This window comes from Undibacterium sp. MH2W, from assembly GCF_049340215.1.
In the GTDB taxonomy this organism is placed as follows: domain Bacteria; phylum Pseudomonadota; class Gammaproteobacteria; order Burkholderiales; family Burkholderiaceae_D; genus Undibacterium.
This window is the reverse complement of the sequence record NZ_JBMPPA010000003.1, coordinates 153,141-174,799: the sequence shown is the minus strand read 5'-3', so window position 1 is coordinate 174,799 and position 21,659 is coordinate 153,141. Positions and strand designations below refer to the sequence as shown.

General features: G+C 48.4%; 20 protein-coding genes. 11 read left to right on the top strand and 9 right to left on the bottom strand.

The window, feature by feature from the left end:
- Positions 1-20: 20 nt before the first annotated feature.
- Together ACO0K2_RS08780 and ACO0K2_RS08775 are read right to left on the bottom strand one after the other, a co-directional pair.
- Positions 21-1,946 (bottom strand): PAS domain S-box protein, encoded by a 1,926-nt coding sequence (locus ACO0K2_RS08780; protein ID WP_423017804.1) that lies wholly within the window; start codon positions 1,944-1,946, stop codon positions 21-23.
- Positions 1,947-1,967: 21 nt separating this feature from the next.
- Entirely contained in the window at positions 1,968-3,275 is a 1,308-nt protein-coding gene (locus ACO0K2_RS08775; protein ID WP_423017802.1) for an HD-GYP domain-containing protein, read from the bottom strand.
- A gap of 113 nt (positions 3,276-3,388) precedes the next feature.
- On the opposite strand from ACO0K2_RS08775, the gene ACO0K2_RS08770 reads away from it, so the two are divergent.
- The gene (locus ACO0K2_RS08770) at positions 3,389-4,024 is read left to right on the top strand and encodes an ABC transporter ATP-binding protein (RefSeq protein WP_423017800.1); all 636 of its coding nucleotides are present in this window, start codon (positions 3,389-3,391) and stop codon (positions 4,022-4,024) included.
- A 35-nt stretch (positions 4,025-4,059) separates the two neighbouring features.
- On the opposite strand, the gene ACO0K2_RS08765 is transcribed toward ACO0K2_RS08770, so the two are convergent.
- Positions 4,060-5,361 carry an MFS transporter gene (locus ACO0K2_RS08765; RefSeq protein WP_423017798.1) on the bottom strand — a complete coding sequence of 434 codons (1,302 nt, stop codon included), beginning with the start codon at positions 5,359-5,361 and terminating at the stop codon, positions 4,060-4,062.
- 274 nt (positions 5,362-5,635) lie between these two features.
- Between ACO0K2_RS08765 and ACO0K2_RS08760 the strand changes: the two genes are divergently transcribed.
- Positions 5,636-6,226: a hypothetical protein gene (locus tag ACO0K2_RS08760; RefSeq protein ID WP_423017796.1), complete on the top strand. Its 591-nt coding sequence runs from the start codon at positions 5,636-5,638 to the stop codon at positions 6,224-6,226.
- 130 nt (positions 6,227-6,356) lie between these two features.
- Entirely contained in the window at positions 6,357-7,469 is a 1,113-nt protein-coding gene (locus tag ACO0K2_RS08755) for an NADH:flavin oxidoreductase/NADH oxidase (RefSeq protein ID WP_423017794.1), read from the top strand.
- 111 nt (positions 7,470-7,580) lie between these two features.
- On the opposite strand, the gene ACO0K2_RS08750 is transcribed toward ACO0K2_RS08755, so the two are convergent.
- Positions 7,581-8,531, bottom strand: coding sequence for an SPFH domain-containing protein (locus tag ACO0K2_RS08750; protein ID WP_423017792.1), 951 nt, complete (start codon positions 8,529-8,531; stop codon positions 7,581-7,583).
- A gap of 59 nt (positions 8,532-8,590) precedes the next feature.
- Complete coding sequence (locus ACO0K2_RS08745) at positions 8,591-9,031, bottom strand: NfeD family protein (protein ID WP_423017790.1); 441 nt, start codon at positions 9,029-9,031, stop codon at positions 8,591-8,593.
- 48 nt (positions 9,032-9,079) lie between these two features.
- Between ACO0K2_RS08745 and ACO0K2_RS08740 the strand changes: the two genes are divergently transcribed.
- Positions 9,080-9,262, top strand: a complete 183-nt coding sequence (locus ACO0K2_RS08740; RefSeq protein ID WP_423017789.1) for a hypothetical protein — start codon at positions 9,080-9,082, stop codon at positions 9,260-9,262.
- 2 nt (positions 9,263-9,264) lie between these two features.
- On the opposite strand, the gene ACO0K2_RS08735 is transcribed toward ACO0K2_RS08740, so the two are convergent.
- Both ACO0K2_RS08735 and ACO0K2_RS08730 read right to left on the bottom strand, forming a co-directional pair.
- Entirely contained in the window at positions 9,265-10,002 is a 738-nt protein-coding gene (locus ACO0K2_RS08735) for a hypothetical protein (protein WP_423017787.1), read from the bottom strand.
- A 99-nt stretch (positions 10,003-10,101) separates the two neighbouring features.
- On the bottom strand, positions 10,102-11,019 hold the full coding sequence (locus ACO0K2_RS08730) for an alpha/beta fold hydrolase (protein ID WP_423017785.1): 918 nt from the start codon (positions 11,017-11,019) through the stop codon (positions 10,102-10,104).
- Between the two features lie 203 nt (positions 11,020-11,222).
- On the opposite strand from ACO0K2_RS08730, the gene ACO0K2_RS08725 reads away from it, so the two are divergent.
- The 7 genes from ACO0K2_RS08725 to ACO0K2_RS08695 all read left to right on the top strand — a co-directional run bounded on the left by ACO0K2_RS08725 (position 11,223) and on the right by ACO0K2_RS08695 (position 20,056).
- Entirely contained in the window at positions 11,223-11,687 is a 465-nt protein-coding gene (locus tag ACO0K2_RS08725; protein WP_423017783.1) for a ribonuclease HI family protein, read from the top strand.
- A 206-nt stretch (positions 11,688-11,893) separates the two neighbouring features.
- Positions 11,894-14,146, top strand: a complete 2,253-nt coding sequence (locus ACO0K2_RS08720; protein WP_423018470.1) for a YgiQ family radical SAM protein — start codon at positions 11,894-11,896, stop codon at positions 14,144-14,146.
- 177 nt (positions 14,147-14,323) lie between these two features.
- Positions 14,324-14,614, top strand: coding sequence for a hypothetical protein (locus tag ACO0K2_RS08715; RefSeq protein WP_423017781.1), 291 nt, complete (start codon positions 14,324-14,326; stop codon positions 14,612-14,614).
- A gap of 126 nt (positions 14,615-14,740) precedes the next feature.
- Positions 14,741-15,845, top strand: a protein-coding gene (prfB, locus tag ACO0K2_RS08710; protein WP_423017779.1) for a peptide chain release factor 2 whose coding sequence is annotated in 2 segments (ribosomal slippage) — positions 14,741-14,821 and positions 14,823-15,845 — 1,104 coding nt in all. Because the reading frame shifts where the segments join, the coding sequence is not laid out codon by codon here.
- 119 nt (positions 15,846-15,964) lie between these two features.
- Positions 15,965-17,494, top strand: coding sequence for a lysine--tRNA ligase (lysS, locus tag ACO0K2_RS08705; RefSeq protein WP_423018468.1), 1,530 nt, complete (start codon positions 15,965-15,967; stop codon positions 17,492-17,494).
- 242 nt (positions 17,495-17,736) lie between these two features.
- Positions 17,737-19,515 (top strand): ABC transporter ATP-binding protein, encoded by a 1,779-nt coding sequence (locus tag ACO0K2_RS08700; protein WP_423017777.1) that lies wholly within the window; start codon positions 17,737-17,739, stop codon positions 19,513-19,515.
- Between the two features lie 70 nt (positions 19,516-19,585).
- Positions 19,586-20,056, top strand: a complete 471-nt coding sequence (locus ACO0K2_RS08695) for a cupin domain-containing protein (protein ID WP_423017775.1) — start codon at positions 19,586-19,588, stop codon at positions 20,054-20,056.
- Positions 20,057-20,059: 3 nt separating this feature from the next.
- On the opposite strand, the gene ACO0K2_RS08690 is transcribed toward ACO0K2_RS08695, so the two are convergent.
- Together ACO0K2_RS08690 and ACO0K2_RS08685 are read right to left on the bottom strand one after the other, a co-directional pair.
- Complete coding sequence (locus ACO0K2_RS08690) at positions 20,060-21,052, bottom strand: NAD(P)/FAD-dependent oxidoreductase (RefSeq protein WP_423017773.1); 993 nt, start codon at positions 21,050-21,052, stop codon at positions 20,060-20,062.
- Positions 21,053-21,133: 81 nt separating this feature from the next.
- Positions 21,134-21,583 (bottom strand): CBS domain-containing protein, encoded by a 450-nt coding sequence (locus ACO0K2_RS08685; RefSeq protein ID WP_423017771.1) that lies wholly within the window; start codon positions 21,581-21,583, stop codon positions 21,134-21,136.
- Positions 21,584-21,659: the final 76 nt, after the last annotated feature.

Sequence of the window (21,659 nt, the reverse complement as noted above, 5' to 3'; positions counted from 1 at the left end):
ATTGACACATCGCAGCCGTCCTAACGTTCATCCAGACGTCGGACGGCAGCCGTCAGTGTAAACCAGAACACACTCCCCTCTCCCTCTCTACTTTCAAATCCAATCTGTCCGCCCATTTTTTCAATAAATGTTTTAGAAATATTGAGACCTAATCCTGTACCGCCCTGCTTCCTCGTGTTGCCACCATCGGCTTGCGCGAATTTAGAAAAAATTTGATCGTGAAAGTGCGACGGAATACCTTGTCCGTGGTCTTCAATCTCTACCCTGAACATGTCGTCCCGATCGAGAATCCGGATAGCGACCATCCCTGATGGATGAGAAAATTTTGCTGCATTCGACAATAGATTCGCAAAAACTTGCATCACTCGATCGGCGTCACAGATAACCCACGCACTCTTGGGGTGATCTTCAATATAGTAACGAACGTCAAATTGCTGCGCATAAGCACTGTTGAACTCCATTGCCTGTTGCGCCAAAGCAACGAGGTCAACCCTATCACTGCTTATACTCATTTTCCCCGAAACGAGTTTCTCAATATCAAGTAAATCATTGACTAAGGCCCCGAGTCGTTGACTATTTTTATGGGCGATTTTTAATAACTGCATTAACTTCGGGGGTAAATCTTTTCCAATACTATGTTCTAACAGCCCAAGTGCGCCGCGAATCGACGTCAATGGCGTCCGCAACTCGTGGCTAACAACGGCAATAAACTCCGATTTGATTTTGTCGGCCTTCTTCTGCTCGGTCAGATCTAGAACAAAACCAACCCAACCATGCTCCGTCCCTTCCAACCTCGCCAAACCGATCATTACCGACACCAGACTTCCATCGGCACAGATGAGTGTCGATTCAAAAGGCGTCGCCTGATAACCAACATCGATTTCATGAAACGCAGCATGACACACGGCATGCGACGCTTCTAGCATCATCGAAAATAGATTTAACTGGCCTCTTTCCAGCGTTACTCTGTCGTAACCAAGTAAGGTCAATAACACCTGATTGGCTTCAATGAGATGTCCCTGACCACTTCCTTCGATAATACCAACCAAACTCGCATTCACTAGCCGTCGCAAGCGCGATTCGCTCAAGCGCACGGCATCAAGCATTTTCGACTTTTCCTGATTGGCTAACTCGGCAAGGTCGCGCATCTCTTTGAGATTGTGTTCGACTTGCTTCATCGCCGTAATGTCACGCACGCTAATTACACGACCAATAAGCTGGTCGCGGTAGTATTCTGGCTTAGAGACCACATCAACGTAGCGGCCATCGAGTAATGCCACTTGATCGGCCGTTTCGACATCTGGCTCTGCGTTGACTCGTTCTAAACTTGTCGCCACCACCGACCCGTTCACGCTTTGCGAAATGATTGATGAAACGATAAGATCAAGGTGACGCCCGATGAGCACCTGATCCGTTAAATGCCACATTGAAATAAAGCGGTGATTGATATTGATGACGTTACCACGCAAATCGACCGATAAAATGCCCTCTGCCGTCGCCTCCAATGAGCTCTGCAACTGGGAAGCGAGATGGATTTGCTCTTGGTTGACACGGATCCGTGCAGTAATGTCTTCGGCATGGATGATCCAAAAACCCCGAGCATCGGTCCCAAAAAAACTGACGCGCTTTTCCATCGGAATCACAACACCGTCCTTCGTAAGCCACTCGCTATCCGCGATCCTGTTCCCCGTACGATCGGATGTTTGCTGCATATCATCCCAAAAAAAGACATCTTGCAAAGAACACTCAATCAGAGAAATTTCTTTTCCTAATAATTCTTCGCGCGAATAACCCAACACCTGACAAGATTTCTGATTCAATTCAACGATCACAAGTGAATCTTCAGACAACACGACAACGGCCTCACGCGAAAAATTGATCACGTGATGTAATAATCCAACATCTGCCAATGTGGAGAGTTCGGTGGCGTTGCCTTGCTTAGTCATGGGGATCAATGATTTCTTTCACTAAGTCAGATGAGTTGCGGTGGTGCTTTTGGTCTTTTTATTTTTAGACTCAGCATAGTAGTTAATGCGTTTTTTGGGGTTCAGGTAGTCATAGATGTGCCGAGGTAATAAGCCTGGCCGAATGCTACTACTGATGCTGATATCGGTGGACTCCTCTGATAAATCCAAAATAATAGCCGCCTCTTTCGGTATCTCTGAGTCATAGACCAGTACCAAGGGACGCAACGGCTTCCCAATATTAACGTTCATCACGAGACCAATCACCTCATTCGATAATTTAACGATCGTCCCCGGAGGATAGACACCTAAACTCTTCACCATAGTCGCAATCACCGCAGGATCGTATTGACCCCGTTTATGTGCGTATAAAAAGGATAAAGCCTCGTGCGGTGTCATCGCCTGACGAATATCAACAGGATTACATAGATTGTCATAGATGTTGGCAACACTGACGATACGCGTCGCCATACTCAATGAGGCCCCTTTACGTCGCTGGGGGTAACCACTACCATCGATCAACTCATGATGATTGGCGATAACGTCAAGCGTCACCGGCGACAAGCCTGCATTGCGTCCAATCTCCAAGCCGTATTGCGTATGGAGCTCAAAAAAAGTCTGCTCCGCTTTATTCAATGGACCAGGATTCATCAAAATTTTGTCGGGAATATTTGTTTTGCCAATGTCATGAAATAACGCCGCAATCCCAATTTCCTTGATGAGCAACTCATCGCACTTCATTTCGTTTGCCAACATCATTGCAAGCACAGAGACATTCAGTGTATGAAAATACACGTCCTCGTTGGTACCCGACTGCTGAATCAAATGCATCACGACGTCATTCGCATTCTTAAACACTTCAGCAATACTCTCCACCAATTTTCGCGCCTCTTGCAAAGTCTCTTTGGGGCGAGAAAAAATGTGCTTATTGATATCCTTGACGATGGTCGCTGCACGGACAAAACGCTCTTCGCACAAGGCAATCTCGGCGCGCTGCTTCGCGAGTCGCTCAGCGCGAGCACGTTTCGCTTCAATGAGCGTGTCATAGACTTTCATCGCCTGATCCGGCGATTGTGTTTTTTCTGGAGGTGAAGGATGCCGATGAGTCGACGCATCCGGATGGACATCAGACTTCGAGGGAAAATAACGAACCTGCGTGAGCCTTAATGCTCTTAGCTCATCGAGCTGTTGTTGATTTGTAATCTTAAAAGAACTCAGAGGAAAAGAATGTTCGAACCAACTCAGATCGAGTTTAACGAACATACCTATTCTGACTTTCTCTATCTCGATTAACTTCGCTTCTTCTGGCATATCTCTTTTTTTTGCTCAATTCAGCTCAGGTGTGATTGCGTCAACCATTGGTCACCGGTTGCGCTTGGCAGGATATAATTTCTGTCTCCGTGATACTTATCATCCAACTCCTTATGATCCCCACTGCCCTTCTGAAAGTCAACACAGTCAGCTTTGATTATCCAAAAAGATCTGTATTTACCTCATTTTCTGTTGATGTTTTACACGGTCTGACGATCGTAACAGGGGAAGAGGCTTGTGGTAAAACGAGCTTACTAAAACTGATGGCAGGTCAGTTCATTTTGAAAGAAGGCGACATCCTACTCAATGGGTGCAGTCTAGTCCGTGATAAAACGGCATATCAAAAAAACATATTCTGGATCGACACGCAAGATGCACAGGTAGACCAGATGCAGGTCAACGCGTTTTTATCAGGTTTGTCGGGCACTTACGCGAACTGGAATGCGTCAATATTGAACGATGCGATAGACGGACTAGCATTACGGCCCCATATCGAAAAGCAGTTCTTCATGCTATCGACAGGAACGAAGCGGAAAGTCTGGCTGGCCGCCGCCTTAGCGGCGTGCCAGCCATTGACGTTGATTGATGATGCATTTGCTGGCGTCGACCAGCAATCGATACGGTTTTTTACCCACGCCTTACACCTGCGTCTAGCGGAGAGCCAAGACGCTTGGGTTATTTCAACCTACAATGAAGTACAGGGAGTCACTCCCCTCCATGTACTGGATTTAGGTGCTGGCCAAGCGTAGGCAATAGCACCTTGTTGATTGGGTTCGTCACGCCATTAACTCGCTGCGGAGGCCTCTGGAGAAGCATCGCCGGGGTGACGTTGTCCGTGAATGCGGAGCACCATGACAGCTGCAATGATGCACGCTACTCCCATCATCATTGATGAAGCGGTGTAACTTCCCAAGCTATTACGCATATAGCCGGCAAGTAGCGCGGCACTCGCCGCACCGAGCTGATGCCCTACAACGACCCAACCAAAAATAATAGGTGCCGCTGCTCTACCAAAAACATCATTCGCGAGGCGTACTGTAGGCGGCACTGTCGCAATCCAATCCAGACCGTAGATAATCGCAAAGATTGGCAATCCAAAATAGCTAATGCCAAACGCCTGCGGCAAAAATATCAATGCAATTCCGCGCAATCCATAATACCAAAACAGTAACACGCGGGCATTGTAACGATCGGATAACCACCCTGAGAGGGTCGTCCCTACTAAGTCCAACACACCCATGGTGGCCAAAATACTTGCACCACCGACCGCTAAAATTCCGTAATCACTGCACATGGCGATAAAGTGCGCACCGATATAGCCATTGGTGCTCATACCGCAGACAAAAAAACTAAAGAAGAGTAGCCAGAAATCTTTGATACGGATTGCTTTTTTTAGCGCACCAATCGCCGCAACGAAAGGATTGGCACCTGTCATCGTGCTGTGTACAGTGTCATCGATCTGACCATAACGACGCATCCCAATATCCGCAGGCTTCTCTGGCAGCAAGAGGGCAATCACTGGAATCGCTAACGCCGCAACGCCTGAGACCATTAATGCAACTGACCGCCAACCCACATGGTCGACCATGTAGGCCATGAGAGGTAGAAAAACCATCTGCCCTGTCGCCGCGCTGGCAGTCAGTATGCCCATGGCAAGTCCACGCCGTGTTTCAAACCATCGTCCAACGATCGTGGCAGCAAGCGTGTTAGCAACGACACCACTACCCGCACCGACGATTACGCCCCACGCCAACATCATGTGCCATGGCAAAGTCATAAACGTGCTCAGCAACGTGCCGATCGCCAACAGCCCCATCGCACCGAGAATCATGCGACGGATGCCATAGCTTTGCATTGCTGCTGCCGAAAAAGGACCAATCAATCCATACAGGGCGATATTGACTGAAATGACAAAAGAAATCGTCGTCCGACTCCAGCCGAATTCATGCTCAAGCGGCAAAATCATGATGGCCGGCGTTGCCCGAATGCCCGCGGCAGACAGCAACGCAATGAAAATAATACCAACAATGATCCACACGTAATTGAACGGTAGACGATGGGATAGCGCGTGAGCAAATTTATTCATCACAATATCTTTTTAGTAATTATTGATTGGTCGAACGGAAAGATCATTGTTTAACTGACACTACACGTTAATGGAACTTGCTTCGATTAACGATATTTTCTGGTGCAATCTCGTAACTTATCACATTTGGTTCTCTCTCACATTGCGTACCCACTCCGCCAAATAAGCTTCTTAACAATAACCAATCATCGACATTGATCCGCAAAAAAAAATCGCTATCGATTAAAGTCGACCTTCTTGATGCCGATAACGTATCAGACACGGGAGATTGTCAATGTCACTAACGTCCATACAGAGCACCCCATCGGCAGGCCAGAACACCACTACTGGTGGTGTCTCAACCAACACCCCGAGCGTCACAACAGCGACCGAAACGACCACTGCGCCAGCATCGGTCTCATCCGCTGCGAGCGCTTCGTTGGTTGGCACAGCCGTCAATCTGGCGTCTGAAGCCAGTATTGTGTCGATTCTTGGTGGAAACCAGACATCAGCAACAACCTACACTGCCGCGGGCTTACTCAGTGCGTTTAATAGTGCGGGTCAAGCGCCGAGCAGTTCCTCTACCGCCGCTACAACGAATTCATCCGCAACATCTTCTTCAACCTCCCAAAATACGACGCAAGCGAACTCGCAACTGGCAGAAGACAAAATTATTGTTAGCAATATTAACAACGGAACAACTTCCCAAATCAATCCAAACGCCGCCCTATACAGCGCGATTAGTGCATTCAATGGCACCAACAACCAGAGCGATCTGAGCTCGCAGTGGGCAGCAGCGTTAAAAAATAACCCGTCAGCGGTAGCAACATTGGATCAAGATAATCTGAATCAGCAGATCGTCAGCACGATTTCAATCAACGTATAACCCTGTTAACTACTGGCGCACCTTCAGAGGGAAAAGAAAATCCCTCGTCAGCAAGCCACGCCAATTTCCCTTATGATGTAAAGCGACCGCCTTCGACGGCCGAGATCTCAACATCACAGGAAAATTATCAATGAGTGCACTTTTCACGCCCGTTTCATTAGGGAAACTAACGTTAAAGAACCGAATTATTATCCCGCCGATGTGCCAATATTCGGCAGTCGATGGAAAAATGACGGACTGGCATTTGATCCACCTCGGCGCGCTTGCATTGTCTGGCGCTGGACTATTGATTATTGAAGCCACGGCAGTCGAGCCGATAGGTAGAATCTCGCCCGCTGACGTTGGATTATGGTCGGACGACACCGAAGCAGCGATGGGAAAAATCTTGTCAGCCATCCGCCAATATTCAACGATGCCCATCGCAGTCCAGCTCGCCCATGCAGGTCGCAAAGCATCGAGTCAAACCCCTTGGGATGGTGGACAGCTGATTGCACCTGAACACGGCGGCTGGGAAACAGTCGCGCCATCCGCAGTTGCGCACGGTGCGCATGAAGCACCGCCACTGGCCCTCGACGCAGCAGGACTCGCTCGGATCAAACAAGCTTTTGTCGATGCCGCCCTACGCGCTCATCGTTTAGGTATTGATGTCATCGAACTCCACGCAGCGCATGGTTACCTCTTGCACGAATTTTTATCTCCACTCTCCAATAAACGCGAAGATGATTACGGTGGCAACCTCGCACATCGCATGCGTTTCCCGTTAGAGGTATTTGATGCGGTCAAAGCAGCACTGCCAGACGACTACCCCGTAGGCGTACGTCTTTCGGCGAGCGATTGGGTCGAAGGTGGCTGGGATGTCGAGCAAAGTACCGTTTTTGCCAAAGAGCTTGAGCAACGAGGCTGCGCTTTCCTGCACGTCTCAAGCGGCGGCGTATCACCCTTGCAGCAAATCCCATTGGTGCCGGGATATCAAGTGGGCTTTGCGGAACACATCAAGCAATCGACCACCATGCCAATTATCGCCGTTGGATTGATCACGGAGGCCGAACAAGCAGAACATATCGTTGCCAGTGGCCAGGCGGATATGGTCGGCATCGCACGTGGCATCCTCTATGACCCACATTGGCCATGGCACGCGGCAGCGGCATTGGGAGCCACCGTCGATGCCCCCAAACAGTACTGGCGTTCGCAACCGCGCGATCAAAAGGCATTGTTTGGCGAAACCAAGATTGGCGGAAGATAATTCCCTAATCACAACGATGCAACGATGCAGCGACGTTAAGCAAATAAAAAGCGACAACCGTTTTTGTTGTCGCTTTTTTTCTTACCGAACACTGTGCACAGTAAATGCCGTTTAATTTACACGTTTAGCCACTTCAGGCACGGTCGCTTTTTGTGATTTAGCAACTTGCATCGCAGTGGCAATCAAGCCACTCATGTCCCCGAGGTTCGCTGGCACAATAATTGAATTATTTGTTTTCGCCAAATTACCAAAGGCGGCAACATATTGCTCCGCGACCTTCAAGTTCACCGCATCCTCACCACCTGGCGATTGAATTGCCGCTGCTGTTTTACGAATGGCCTCAGCGCTCGCCTCAGCAATCGCTAAAATCGCAGCAGCCTGACCTTGAGCACGATTGATCGATGCCTGCTTTTCGCCCTCAGATTTAGCAATCGACGCTTCACGCTCACCGGTAGCAATATTAATTTGTTCTTGCTTACGTCCTTCAGAGGCGGCAATCAAGGCACGTTTCTCACGTTCAGCGGTAATTTGCGCTTGCATCGCATGCAAAATTTCTTTCGGTGGCGTCAGGTCTTTAATTTCATAACGTAAGACTTTCACCCCCCAATTCGCAGCCGATTCATCGATAGCGCTTACGATCGTTGTATTGATATGATCTCGCTCTTCGAATGTTTTATCGAGCTCCATCTTACCAATCACAGACCGCAAAGTCGTCTGCGCCAATTGCGTAATCGCCGCAATATAGTTAGATGACCCATACGATGCACGCATCGCATCGGTAATCTGAAAATACAAAATACCGTCAACCTGTAACTGCGTATTGTCTTTGGTAATACACACTTGCGGCGGGACATCCAATGGAATTTCTTTGAGGATGTGCTTATAGGCGATGCGATCGATAAATGGGACAACAATATTGAGACCTGGTCCCAATGTGCTGTGGTACTTACCCAAACGCTCTACGACCCACGCGTGCTGCTGCGGTACAACATTAATTGTTTTAAATACAAACACGATCGCCAGTACAAATAAGACTAACGCAACGCTGCCAATACTTTCCATATTTTCACCTTCAAATAGTTAAGAACACATCCTGAGGTCACTGTTGACACTCACCAACCCTACACAGTTGATGGCTTAACGATGAACTTACTGCCTTGCACTTCCTGAATAAGGTAACGTCCCGGCTCGCCTACTCCGTGATGGAGTTCAACATCCCACATTGCTCCCCGATAACTAACACGAGCCGAAAATCGTCCATGACCATCCGCATTCCACTGACCAACTTCAATCAACTGACCAATATCCATATTGACGTTAGGATCTCGTCCAGCGTGGGCGTTCCCTTTCCAACCATATTTACTACGATGTAACAAAACGGTAGCGAGACAACCGACAGCGCCGGCAATCACCAACTGCAAAGCACTCGCGCCACCTATGGCAGCGACCAATGCGCCCGCCACCATTCCGATCGAAATCATTAATAGGTAAAAGGTGCCGGAAAACAGCTCCAATATGACAACAATCCCTGCCAATGCAGCCCAGATCATCCATGCATTCATTCTGTTTCGCTCCTGTCGTTGTTATTTCGCCTACGTATTGTGATCCAAATGTCATTGAACGTCATCGGTAAAATAAACAATATTTCGCCGACGTCTGTGTCGCCCGTCTTCTTCATTCAACAATGCGAAAGCAAAAAGCAAAAAAGCCTGCAAACCGTGGATTTGCAGGCTGTTAGTGATGTGCGCCATCAGTGTAGCGCAATCAATAGAGATGGCATCGATGATCGTTAAAATTAAGCGCTCGCGCTAAAAAGACTACCAATCGAATTACTACCTTCAATATTGGCGGCAACGAGCTTCAAGAATGACTGAAGACTTGCTTGCGAAGGATTGCCTCCACTGTTGCTCACCAAGGTATTAAAGGAGGATTGTAGCGAGCCAGTCAACGAATCTGAGGTACTCGATGTATCGCCAAACATAGTGCTAAGACTGCTCGAATTACTCCCTAGCGTCGTAATTAATTGCTGGATGCTGTGTTGGAGATTAAAGGTAGCGCTCGATTTATCCAATGTCACGGGCGTCGGCGTGGATGAACCTGACGATCCCTTCGACGACTGCCCCAATGCGGATGATAAAAGTTGCGAAATATTTCCACTACTAGAGGAATCTGAGCTACTCGACGAGCCGTCAAGCATTGAGAACAGATCCGAGGTCGTTGAACTTTTAGCGTTCAAGCCAGGCAGTGCGTTGAGCAGTTGCTGCGTAAAGGCAGAAGAGGACTGTTGTCCGCTGGTAGAGAGTAAACTCGTTAAGTCGATGTTGGGATTTATCTGCGATAACGCTTGTGTAATGGCCGCGTTTAATGCGCTGGTATTGCTTGTGGCGGACGTCGATGTGACTGCCGCAGCTGCGCTCGACGACGTAGCGCCAACCTCTGATGTTGAGTCTGACGACGCCACGGTCTTCGTTGTCGACGAACCCAACGTACTCACAGATTGATAGCTCCCAGCACCCAACGAAGAAATTGACATGACGCACTCCTTATTGACTCAGCAACTTTTGCCGACGATCTTCTATTGTGGCTGGCGACCAACATAAATGAAATATCATTTTGCCTACTTTTTACATTTTCATCCAATTTTGTAACGTTGAAAGAAATCACGGACAGATCGACAAGTGTGCTGCGGTTCCTCAAGCATGGGCACATGACCGATACCATTCAATATGATTTTCTCACTGCCATTGATTCTTTCGTGAAGAAATTGGGCATCCGCCACATCCAGCACCAGATCTTTGTCGCCCCAGATAATGAGAACAGGCAATTGAAGTTGCGCCAGATAGGCGCTTTGATCTAGATCCGTCACCATATCGCTGAAGATGCGTTTATCCATCTCAAATCGAGCGATCTTCTTTTCTGCCAGTACGTTAAATGCAATACGGGGCAGATAGGGATGTTTGTGCATACAGACATCAAGCAAACGCTGAAAATCCGCTTTGTTTTGTACATCGACCAGCGGATTTAAATCCCGGGAATCAATCACATTTCCAACCCGCCCTGGCTTAATCTCTGCGCCAGCAGCACTAATGAGAACGAGAGAGCGAACCATCTCTGGGTAAAGATGCGCGAGTCGCAAAGCGATTGCGCCGCCCATCGAGTGCCCAACAATGTGAACAGCCGTAATGCCGAGGTTGACTAACATCTGATGCACCCGATACGCTTGACTATGAATCGAGTAATCTTGCTCACTGTCCCAAGTACTTTCCCCATGACCCGGCAAATCCGGTATCACCAAAGGCAAAGGAAGATGGAGCAATTCAACAAAACGAAGCCATGTATCTTTCTCTGATCCAAAGCCGTGCAGTAATAGCATGACTGGCTCGGTGGGTGCGGACACGCCTGCGCCTGAACGAGTGAGCATAGCGATTTCCCCAAAATCAATCGCTACTTTTTTCTTTTCCAATCGAGCCCGCTGATAAGACAGCCGAATCACATTGTCATAGATATTGAATTGAAACTGCCGAAATTTATCCCTGATCTGATCAAACATTATTTTTCTCACGAGTAAAACGCCACATATCACAACGATGAAAGGCTGACAATGAAGGACTCTGAGCGATCATCAGCCTGAATCATCCCTTATCAGCCATAATCACATGATCAACCATCTATCGTCATATTAATCATATTGATCATATTAATCATACAACTTTTATAAACGTTCACCTACAGCTCAATTGAATTCCGTATTCCATGCCACCATCCAGTAAAAACAAAGATCCTTTTTCCGATGCAGATTGGCTTGCTTGGTTCGACGGCTCCGCGAAACCCAATCCGGGCCAATGCAACCTCGCCTGCATACTCAAAGGAAAAAATAACGCGCTTTACCGACACACCACATCCATCGGCTATGGCGATAGCAGTGACGCAGAATACCAAGCACTCCTCGCTGCACTTCAATTAATCACGGATAAAGTGCCTGACGTTGATCGCACCAAGGTTCTATTACGTGGCGATAGTCAGGTTGTCATCAATGATGTACTCGGTCCGGACCATAAAGCCTCTGCACGACTTACCCATTACAGACTGCAAGCACGATCGCTCATGGCAGCCCTGCCAGGGCTCACGCTCAAATGGGTGCCTCGACACAAAAATACGGAAGTCGATGCATTGATGCGTAGCAATGTTGACATCAAAATGACGGATACCGCAGCTTGAGGTCAAATGACGACGGTTTTTGGGTGCCGCGATCGCACGATTTTTATGCAAGCTTTTGATTATTCAGCATAATTTCAGACTCCTCCAAGCAGAGGCAACTGCTTTCCGGTAAAATTGCGAGCATGAATCCTTTGCCTAAAAATCTTTTCTCTTTCCCCCGCTTCCGTGAGGATGTCGGTGGTGCTCATACTGCCCCTTTTCTTCCTATGTCTCGTGCCGAAATGGACAAGCTGGGCTGGGACAGTTGCGACGTCATTTTAGTCACCGGCGATGCCTACATCGATCATCCGAGCTTCGGGATGGCGCTCATTGGTCGTCTGTTAGAACACCATGGTTTCCGCGTTGGTATTATCAGTCAGCCAGACTGGCACTCAGCAGACGCGTTTCGGGTACTTGGTAAGCCCAACTTATATTTCGGGGTGACGGCGGGTAACATGGACTCGATGGTCAATCGCTACACCGCAGACCGCAAAATCCGTTCTGAAGATGCCTACACGCCAGACGGCGATCGCACAAAGCGTCCTGACCGTGCATTGGTCGTCTACGCCCAAAGAGCCCGCGAAGCATTTCCGGACGCGAATGTCGTTATCGGCAGTATCGAAGCGAGCCTGCGCCGTATTGCGCACTACGATTACTGGTCGGATAAAGTCCGTCGGTCTGTTCTGCCGGATTCCAAAGCAGATATTTTGTTGTTTGGTAATGCAGAACGCGCGTTGATCGATCTCACCCACCGATTAGCACAAGGTGAGAACATCAAAGATATTCGCAATTTACGTGGCACTGCCTTTATGGTGCCACAAGGCTGGTTACCTGAGGACGAATGGACAGTCATCAACTCGGTCAAGATTGATACGCCAGGTAAAATCGAAGCGCACACCGATCCCTACGCGATGACGCCGGAAAAGGATGCAAAGTGCGCCACGGGCGACAGTTCCGCTGCAACGGCAACAGGCAATACGCCACCGGAAACAACCATGGCGCCCGCAGCTGACGTCGTTAAGCAGCAAGCGATTCGTATCATGAGTCGCGAAGAGCGTCAGCTCATGCTCAAGAACAAGCAGCACAAATCGGTCATTCGTCTCCCCTCTTTTGATGAAGTGAAGGACGATCCGGTCATGTATGCACACGCCTCCCGCGTATTTCATTTGGAAGCCAACCCCGGCAATGCAAAAGCATTAGTGCAAGGTCATGGCGACCGCGATGTTTGGCTCAATCCACCCCCGCTGCCGTTAGCAATGGATGAAATGGATGGTGTCTATGACCGTGCATACGCACGCGCTCCGCATCCGTCCTATGGCAAAGCCCGTATCCCTGCATGGGAAATGATTCGTTTCTCGATCAATATTATGCGAGGATGCTTCGGAGGCTGTACGTTCTGCTCCATCACTGAACACGAAGGCCGGATTATCCAGAGCCGTTCAGAGCCATCGATTTTGCGTGAAATTGAAGAAATCCGCGACAAAGTGAAAGGCTTTACGGGCACGATTTCCGATCTTGGCGGTCCCACTGCCAACATGTACCGTCTTGCTTGCAAAGATAAGAAAATTGAAGAATCCTGCCGCCGCTTGTCGTGCGTATATCCTTCCATTTGTTCCAATTTAGGCACAGATCACAGCAAATTGATCTCTATTTACCGCAAGGCGCGAGCGATTCCTGGCGTGAAGAAAATCTTGATCAGCTCCGGTTTGCGCTATGACCTCGCGGTAAGATCCCCAGAATACGTGAAAGAACTCGTTACCCATCACGTTGGTGGCTTGCTCAAAATTGCACCCGAGCATACGGAAACCGATACCCTGTCAAAAATGATGAAGCCGGGCATTGGCAGTTACGATGAATTCAAACAAATGTTTGAAAAATACTCCAAAGAAGCCAATAAAGAGCAATATCTCATCCCGTATTTCATCGCCGCTCATCCGGGGTCAACGGACGAGGACATGGTCAATCTGGCGATTTGGCTCAAGAAAAACGATTTCAAACTAGATCAGGTGCAAACGTTTATGCCGACACCAATGGCGTTGGCGACCACGATGTATCACACCCGAAAAAATCCGCTCAAGAAAGTGACGGCGGATTCTGAAGTTGTCGAAACCGCACGCTCAGGCAAAATCCGTAAATTGCACAAAGCGCTGCTCCGCTATCACGCACCAGAAAACTGGGAAATCATCCATGAAGCATTGGTAAGGATGGGGCGTCGAGATTTGATTGGCAGTGGACCTCGTCACTTGATTCCAGCTCGTCAACCATTTATCCCCATTACCATTGAGGAAAGTGGCGTAGCCAATGGTAAGCGCGTTGCGGCACCGAAGATTAACACTTACGGAAAAAAACCAGCGACACGTACCGCAACACCGTCAGCCGCAAAGCCTACTGCAAAACCCGCTGCTGCAGCTACCCGCTCAGGACTGGCATACAATTCGCCGAAAGCAAAATCAACCTCCGTGAAAACAGGTCGTCGATAAACCATCCCCTAGCGAGAGGGTGCGCCTGTCCTAATGCATCCTCACATCAAGGCGAGTACAAAGAGCCGTGCACGAAGCACGGCTTTTTTTATGATCAGCCTCCGATCAGAAGACGTCCTGAGGTAGAATAAATCATGCGGTGAACATTCTTACGACGTAGCAATCCTTGGAGGAACTATGAAACACATGAAAACCGTTTTAATTCTCGAACATACCGAAGAAGTGTTCGATAAACTCACCTGTGATGTGTGCGGTGCCGAGTCACTCTGGGACGAAAACTGGAGTAGCAAAGAGCACGAAAAGGTCAACACAACGATCACTCTCGAAGAAGAAGAATCTCTACCAAGTGGTGGTTCCGCCAAGATTACGCAATACCACATCTGCCCCACCTGCTTTAAAAATCATTTAGCAACATGGCTAGAAAGCCACCGTAACGCGAAACCGACGATCTTAAATTCTGTCTGGTAGCCGAAAAGTTGCCTGTTTTTCACCATCACCGTAGAACATATTGACGAAACTAACGGCAGCCGGGCAACTATAGAGGGGCGGCTGCGGTTATAATGCAAGGTTTTATTGCATTAGAAAAGCGACATTATGGAAGCCGAACGCCTCAATAGTCTTTCCTCCCTGCTTGCCGACCTCACGGTCCGTGAAGCTGAACTTCGGAGGTATCTTTGACTTCGATATCAAGTCAGAGAAACTCGAACAAGTTAACGCCGAATTAGAAGACCCCAAAGTCTGGGACGACCCTAAGCGCGCGCAGGATCTGGGCAAAGAAAAAAAATCCCTCGAAGCGATTGTTGACACACTGAACAAAGCGAATGCAGGTCTGCGTGACGCCACCGACTTATTCGAGATGGCGCGCGAAGAATCCGATGATGACACGCTCGAAGCGATCGAATTAGATACGCAAGAATTGCGCGGTTTAGTCGAAGGCATGGAATTCCGTCGTATGTTTAACAACCCGATGGATCCCAATAACTGCTTTATCGATATTCAGGCAGGTGCGGGCGGAACGGAAGCACAAGACTGGGCATCGATGCTGTTGCGCCAATACTTACGTTATTGCGAACGCAAAGGGTTCAAGGTTGAAATTCTTGAGCAGTCAGACGGTGACGTCGCGGGCATCAAAACGGCAACCCTCAAAGTCGAAGGCGAATACGCTTATGGCTTTTTACGGACAGAAACAGGTGTCCATCGCTTAGTTCGTAAATCGCCATTTGATTCGAACAATGGTCGCCACACCTCATTCTCCAGCTTGTTCGTTTACCCAGAAGTGGATGAGTCGTTTGAAATTGATATTAATCCGGCTGACGTGCGGACGGATACCTATCGCGCCTCTGGTGCGGGTGGTCAGCACATCAATAAAACGGATTCTGCGGTACGCTTGACACACGGTCCGTCGGGTATCGTTGTCCAATGTCAGAATGATCGTAGCCAACACCGTAACCGTGCTGAAGCATGGGAAATGTTGAAGGCGAAATTATTCGAACTCGAATTGCGTAAGCGCATGAGTGAAAAGCAAAACCTTGAAGACTCTAAAACTGATGTCGGTTGGGGCCATCAAATTCGGTCGTATGTTCTCGACCAATCACGCATTAAAGATTTGCGTACAGGCTTTGAAACCGGCAACACAAAAGCGGTATTAGATGGCGACATTGACGAGTTTATTGCTGCATCACTCAAACAAGGCGTCTAAGTCATCAACGTATAAAACGTGTTGCGTCGATCGATACTGCTTTTATTTTTATACGCCGCACTGAACTAAAAACAAACGGGTCACGTACCCGCAACAGTGAGAGAAATCTTATGTCAGATATGAATAACCACAATGCTGCAAGCGAACTACCAGTTGATGAAAACTCGATCATCGCTGAACGCCGCGCAAAACTCGATGCGATTCGCGCCAAGGGCATCGCATTCCCTAACGATTTCCGCCCAACACACAAGGCAGCGGACTTGCAAGCACAGTATAGCGGCATTGGTCGCGAAGAACTCGAAGCGCTCAATGTAGAAGTGAGTGTTGGCGGCCGTATGATGCTCAAACGTGAAGCAGGCAAAAAGGCAGCGTTCGCCACATTGCAAGATGCATCGGGTATCCGTGCAGATGGTCGTATTCAACTCTACATCACCACCGATAAGACTGGCGAAGCAGAAATGGAAGCGTTCCGTCATTACGATCTGGGCGATATTCTCGGCATCGAAGGCGTCTTATTTAAAACCAAAACAGATGAACTGACGATCAAAGTCACCACACTGCGGTTGCTGACGAAGTCCTTGCGTCCACTGCCAGATAAGTTCCACGGCTTAGCCAACCAAGAAACTAAATATCGTCAGCGTTACGTCGATTTGATCATGAGCGAAGATACTCGTCGCACATTCAAGGCACGTACCGCAGCGATGAGCTCGATCCGTAATTTCATGGCGAGCCATGAATTCATGGAAGTTGAAACACCGATGCTGCACGTTATTCCAGGTGGTGCTGCGGCAAAGCCTTTCATCACGCATCACAACGCGCTCGACATGGAAATGTACTTGCGTATCGCCCCAGAGCTGTATCTGAAGCGTTTAGTTGTTGGTGGTTTTAACCGCGTATTTGAAGTCAACCGTAACTTCCGTAATGAGGGTGTCTCTCCGCGCCACAATCCAGAATTTACAATGATGGAATTCTATGCGGCCTACGTCGATTACAAATGGCTGATGGACTTTACAGAACAGGTCATCCGCAAAGCTGCCGAAGATGCACATGGCACAGCCGTATTGACCTATCAAGGTAAAGAACTCGATTTATCAAAACCATTTGAGCGCTTGACCATTGTTGGTGCGATCAATAAATATGCACCGCAATATACAAACGAACAATTACACGATGCGGAATTCATCAAAACAGAATTGTTGAAATTCGGCGTAAAACCGTTCGCTACAGCAGGTTTGGGCGCATTGCAATTAGCACTGTTTGAAGAAACAGCAGAAGCGCAGTTGTGGAACCCAACTTATATCATCGACTATCCAGTAGAAGTGTCTCCATTGGCGCGCGCCTCAGACACAGTCCCTGGCATCACCGAGCGTTTTGAGTTGTTCATGACTGGTCGCGAAATTGCGAACGGCTTCTCCGAATTGAACGATGCAGAAGACCAAGCAGCACGTTTCCAAGCACAAGTGGCTGCGAAAGAAGCTGGCGATGATGAAGCGATGTTCTTCGATGCCGACTATATCCGCGCTCTCGAATACGGCTTGCCGCCGACCGGTGGTTGCGGTATCGGCATCGACCGTCTGATGATGTTGATCACCGACTCTCCAAACATCCGCGACGTTATTTTGTTCCCGCATTTACGTCGCGAAGACTAATTGTCTACGACAAGCGTTGACACTGTAGTGATCGATCGTTAAACGCATCACTACTCACAAAACACCCGCATTATCTTCTGATAAGCGGGTGTTTTTTTATGTCGGGGGATATTAAAGCGGTCATAGCGCAGCGGTTACCTCTCAGCGACTATCTATTTCCTGCACGCAAACAGGAGCCAAGGTAGAATCTGCGCTTCAACGCGCATCGACGATGACGACCAACGCTTTCTCTTGCAATCACTATGACAACCACGCATCCGCTTAAGAAGCTCCTGCACTACGCTCAACAATACCGCACAGATTTTCGCTTAGCGGCCTTGTACTCCGTTCTCAATAAATTTTTCGATATTCTGCCTGAGGTCTTGATTGGCGTCGCCGTCGATATTGTCGTCAATGGCGATAAGAGTTTCCTCGCAAGGCAAGTGCTGGGTGGATTGGGGATCACTGATACATGGCATCAGTTGCTGGTACTGGGTCTCGTCAATACTCTCATCTGGGGCGGCGAGTCGTGGTTTGAATATTTGCTAGAACTAAAATGGCGCAAACTAGCGCAGAACCTACAGCACGATTTAAGGCTCGACACCTACGACCATGTGCAGAAGTTAGATATGGCGTATTTTGAAAATCAGCGCACAGGAAACCTGATGTCTATCCTCAACGAGGATATCAATCAAATGGAACGTTTTCTGAATGGCGGAGCAAATCAAATTATTCAGGTGATCTGCTCCTCAATCATGGTGAGTGCCGTCTTTTTCGCACTACAACCAGCGCTTGCAATCATCTCATTGCTCCCCGTTCCATTGATTTTATTTGGCGCTTTTTGGTTTCAACGACGCCTTGCGCCCCGCTACGCAGAAGTGCGAGAAGCGGCTGGCAATGTCAGTGCACGTCTCAACAATAACTTACTTGGGCTGGCGACAATCAAAGCATTTGCGACTGAACATATCGAGAAAAATCACATTGCCGAAGCGAGCAACCAGTACCGCGAAGCCAATGCGAAGGCCATTGCCATTAGTTCCGCGATTACGCCCATCATTCGCATGGCCATTCTGGCGGGATTTACCGCAACACTGGTTTACGGGGGCTGGCTGACCTTGCATGGACAATTGGCGATCGGTGCTTACTCAGTCTTGGTTTATTTAACACAGCGCCTGTTATGGCCGATGACGGGTTTAGCGGAAGTGACGGATATGTATCAGCGATCCATGTCAGCCATTGACCGCGCCATGAACCTACTCGATACAAAGATCACCATTAACTATGAGGGTCAGCATGTATCGCCAGCGCAGGTGCAAGGAAAAATTGAATTTAGCAATGTGCACTTTGGCTATGGTACGCAAACCACGTTACACGGCATTGATCTACTCATTCCTGCCGGAAAAACGGTGGCGTTCGTGGGATCAACTGGGTCTGGGAAATCAACATTAATTAAATTACTCTTGCGCTTTTATCACCCCCAGCAAGGTCAAATTTTGCTCGATGGTACGTCAATTGACGATCTTCACTTACAAGACCTACGTCGTTTGATTGGCTATGTAGCGCAAGATAGTTTTCTGACCGACGGTACCATCGCCGACAACATCGCCTATGGCATGGACAATGTCAGTGAGGAAGCCATCGCCGCCGCAGCAGAGGCCGCTGAAGCGACTGAATTCATTCAGCAACTACCACTGGGATTTGCAACACGTATCGGCGAACGAGGACAAAAATTATCTGGCGGGCAACGCCAGCGCCTCGCATTAGCCCGGGCAATCCTCAAAAATCCCCCTATTTTGATCTTAGACGAGGCAACCAGTGCCGTTGACAACGAAACGGAAGCGGCAATTCAGCGCAGTCTCGATATTGTGAGTCGCCACCGGACAACCATTGTCATCGCCCATCGCCTGTCAACTGTTCGTCAGGCAGATTGTATCTATCTTCTGGATGCCGGCAGAATTATTGAAGCGGGTACCCATGATGAGCTTGTGAGTCGCAATCAAGGATATGCCAGCTTATGGAAGCTACAAACGGGCGAGCGATAAATTAACCTATAGCAAAAAAACTATTTTTTATTTATTATGTCACGTTTGATTACACTCCGTTACATTGAGAATGAAAAGAACAATAAAAGCAGCAATCCTTGGTGGCATCGCGAGCATTTTCTTGTTCAAGGCCTATGAGGCGATATGCCACACGTATCAAACACCGGCCCCAAGCACGGAAGCGACACAGTTACATTTAAAACCATTGAGCGTTGATCCGACGTGGATCAAATCGGGCACACCCAACTTTCGGGCAAATGAATTTTTCAAATCGGCTGACGGAAAGACCAGTTCAGGCATTTTTGAATGTGATGCCTCGACGTTTGAATGGCATTACTTCGTCGATGAGGCTGTCTACATCCTTGAGGGAAGCGTTACTTTAGAGTATCAAGGTAACGAGTTCACGTTAAAAGAAGGGGAAACAGCATTATTCAGAGCCGGTACCAGTGCCATATGGCATGTACCTTCGCATTTAAGAAAAAGTTGGACCATGTATGATGCTGGCAAGCCCGCTCGCGGACTTGCCAAGATACTCCAATAATGTTTAGCCGATTGTCTTAGCTAAGGCTAACGCACTTAAAAAGGCATTTTCAATCCGCCCTCCACCCTCGACACCTGCGGCGAACCAATCGCCGCAGACGCCCACTTTTTGATTTTTATCCCACAAACAATCCACTGGCAGCGGATGCTCCGACTGCGCAAAGCGCCAACGATGGACGACCGCATGAATCGGTTGAATCCATGATCCTGTCGCCTCATGAAACGCTTTCAATAATTTCTCTTTTGCGCGCTCGGGATCTTCTTCCAGATGCTCAATACTCCATGCTGGACTTGCCTGCGCCACCCAACGCTCTCCTGACCTGCGTTCGGGCTTGGAATTATCTTTGGCAATCCAGGACAAACGAGATTGATTCACCCACGCGCCGCCGTAAGGCAGCTCCAGAGACGTCTGAAAACCAAGCATCAGCGTCCAGCAAGGCAACATCTTGGCATTCTTCGCTTGTTCTGCAAAAGCAGGAAGCGCACAAAGTAACGGCGCGGCCTGATCGGCTGGAATTGCCAATAACACTGCATCAAACGGTCCTGCAGATGCATCGATCGCGACCGTCTCTGATTTTACTTTCAGCAACCATTGCTCACCGTATGCCTCTAAGGCGACGACTTGCTGCGTTTTTCTGACATCCAAACCATGCGCTAATTGCTTACCCAGTGCATTCATCCCGGGGATGGCGACGTAACGCGTTCCGCTTTTACCCGCGGACTTGAACTGTCCGTGATCAAGGCTGACTAATTTTTCATTCCATGGCGCAACCCAGCCGAGTTTCTTCCAATCACTCACCTCTTTTTTGAAGCGATCAGAACTCGCCGTAAAATATTGAGCGCCATGATCAAATCCACCGAGTTCTGTCTGGCGTGTACTCATACGACCACTGACCCCTGCGCTCTTTTCAAACACCGTCACATGATGGCCTTGCGCTTGTAACTGGCGTGCCACTGTCAATCCTGATAAACCTGCCCCAACGACGGCGATATGCATGTTTTTTCCTTTTTAAAAAATAAAAACGCCCGCAATATTTTCTGTGCGGGCGTCATCTTAAATTAAGTCATTCTTCTTTGCTTATTCTTCATTTTGTTCTGCAGGCCAATCGCGGATATAGGCTTTCAGCATTTTGTTTTCAAAGCTCTGCGCCTCCAATACCGCTTTCGCAACGTCATAAAAAGAAATGACGCCAAGCAAAGTTTTTGCATCCATGACGGGCAGATAGCGAGAATGTTTTTCCAGCATCATACGACGTACTTCATTTACCTCGGTTTCAGGTGTGACAGTGATCGGATGATCATCCATGTATTTCCGCACCGTGCCGTTACCCAACGCCCCCTTGTTTGTATGGATCGCGCGGATGACTTCGCGGAAAGTCAAAATCCCTGCCAGGTCACCATATTCCATCACAACCAGTGAGCCAATATCTTTTTCTTCCATCACACTCACTGCATCAGCAATCGGTGTATCAGGCGTAATAGTAAAAAGGATATTGCCCTTTACCTGGAGTATTTCTGAAACTTTCATGGCCTGCCCCTCCTGTTATCTATGTTTTACAAAACTGTATTCCAATGTATCGTAAGCGATGCAAAAAATCCAGCAT

Coding starts and splice junctions, on each gene's coding strand:
- ACO0K2_RS08745 (WP_423017790.1), bottom strand. CDS start 9,031: ATGAATGCATGGATGATCTGGGCTGCATTGGCAGGGATTGTTGTCATA.
- ACO0K2_RS08740 (WP_423017789.1), top strand. CDS start 9,080: ATGTCATTGAACGTCATCGGTAAAATAAACAATATTTCGCCGACGTCT.
- ACO0K2_RS08760 (WP_423017796.1), top strand. CDS start 5,636: ATGTCACTAACGTCCATACAGAGCACCCCATCGGCAGGCCAGAACACC.
- ACO0K2_RS08685 (WP_423017771.1), bottom strand. CDS start 21,583: ATGAAAGTTTCAGAAATACTCCAGGTAAAGGGCAATATCCTTTTTACT.
- ACO0K2_RS08700 (WP_423017777.1), top strand. CDS start 17,737: ATGACAACCACGCATCCGCTTAAGAAGCTCCTGCACTACGCTCAACAA.
- ACO0K2_RS08690 (WP_423017773.1), bottom strand. CDS start 21,052: ATGCATATCGCCGTCGTTGGGGCAGGTTTATCAGGATTGACAGTGGCA.
- ACO0K2_RS08750 (WP_423017792.1), bottom strand. CDS start 8,531: ATGGAAAGTATTGGCAGCGTTGCGTTAGTCTTATTTGTACTGGCGATC.
- ACO0K2_RS08775 (WP_423017802.1), bottom strand. CDS start 3,275: ATGCCAGAAGAAGCGAAGTTAATCGAGATAGAGAAAGTCAGAATAGGT.
- ACO0K2_RS08755 (WP_423017794.1), top strand. CDS start 6,357: ATGAGTGCACTTTTCACGCCCGTTTCATTAGGGAAACTAACGTTAAAG.
- ACO0K2_RS08735 (WP_423017787.1), bottom strand. CDS start 10,002: ATGTCAATTTCTTCGTTGGGTGCTGGGAGCTATCAATCTGTGAGTACG.
- lysS (WP_423018468.1), top strand. CDS start 15,965: ATGAATAACCACAATGCTGCAAGCGAACTACCAGTTGATGAAAACTCG.
- ACO0K2_RS08720 (WP_423018470.1), top strand. CDS start 11,894: ATGTCTCGTGCCGAAATGGACAAGCTGGGCTGGGACAGTTGCGACGTC.
- ACO0K2_RS08695 (WP_423017775.1), top strand. CDS start 19,586: ATGAAAAGAACAATAAAAGCAGCAATCCTTGGTGGCATCGCGAGCATT.
- ACO0K2_RS08725 (WP_423017783.1), top strand. CDS start 11,223: ATGCCACCATCCAGTAAAAACAAAGATCCTTTTTCCGATGCAGATTGG.
- ACO0K2_RS08770 (WP_423017800.1), top strand. CDS start 3,389: ATGATCCCCACTGCCCTTCTGAAAGTCAACACAGTCAGCTTTGATTAT.
- ACO0K2_RS08780 (WP_423017804.1), bottom strand. CDS start 1,946: ATGACTAAGCAAGGCAACGCCACCGAACTCTCCACATTGGCAGATGTT.
- ACO0K2_RS08715 (WP_423017781.1), top strand. CDS start 14,324: ATGAAACACATGAAAACCGTTTTAATTCTCGAACATACCGAAGAAGTG.
- ACO0K2_RS08765 (WP_423017798.1), bottom strand. CDS start 5,361: ATGAATAAATTTGCTCACGCGCTATCCCATCGTCTACCGTTCAATTAC.
- ACO0K2_RS08730 (WP_423017785.1), bottom strand. CDS start 11,019: ATGTTTGATCAGATCAGGGATAAATTTCGGCAGTTTCAATTCAATATC.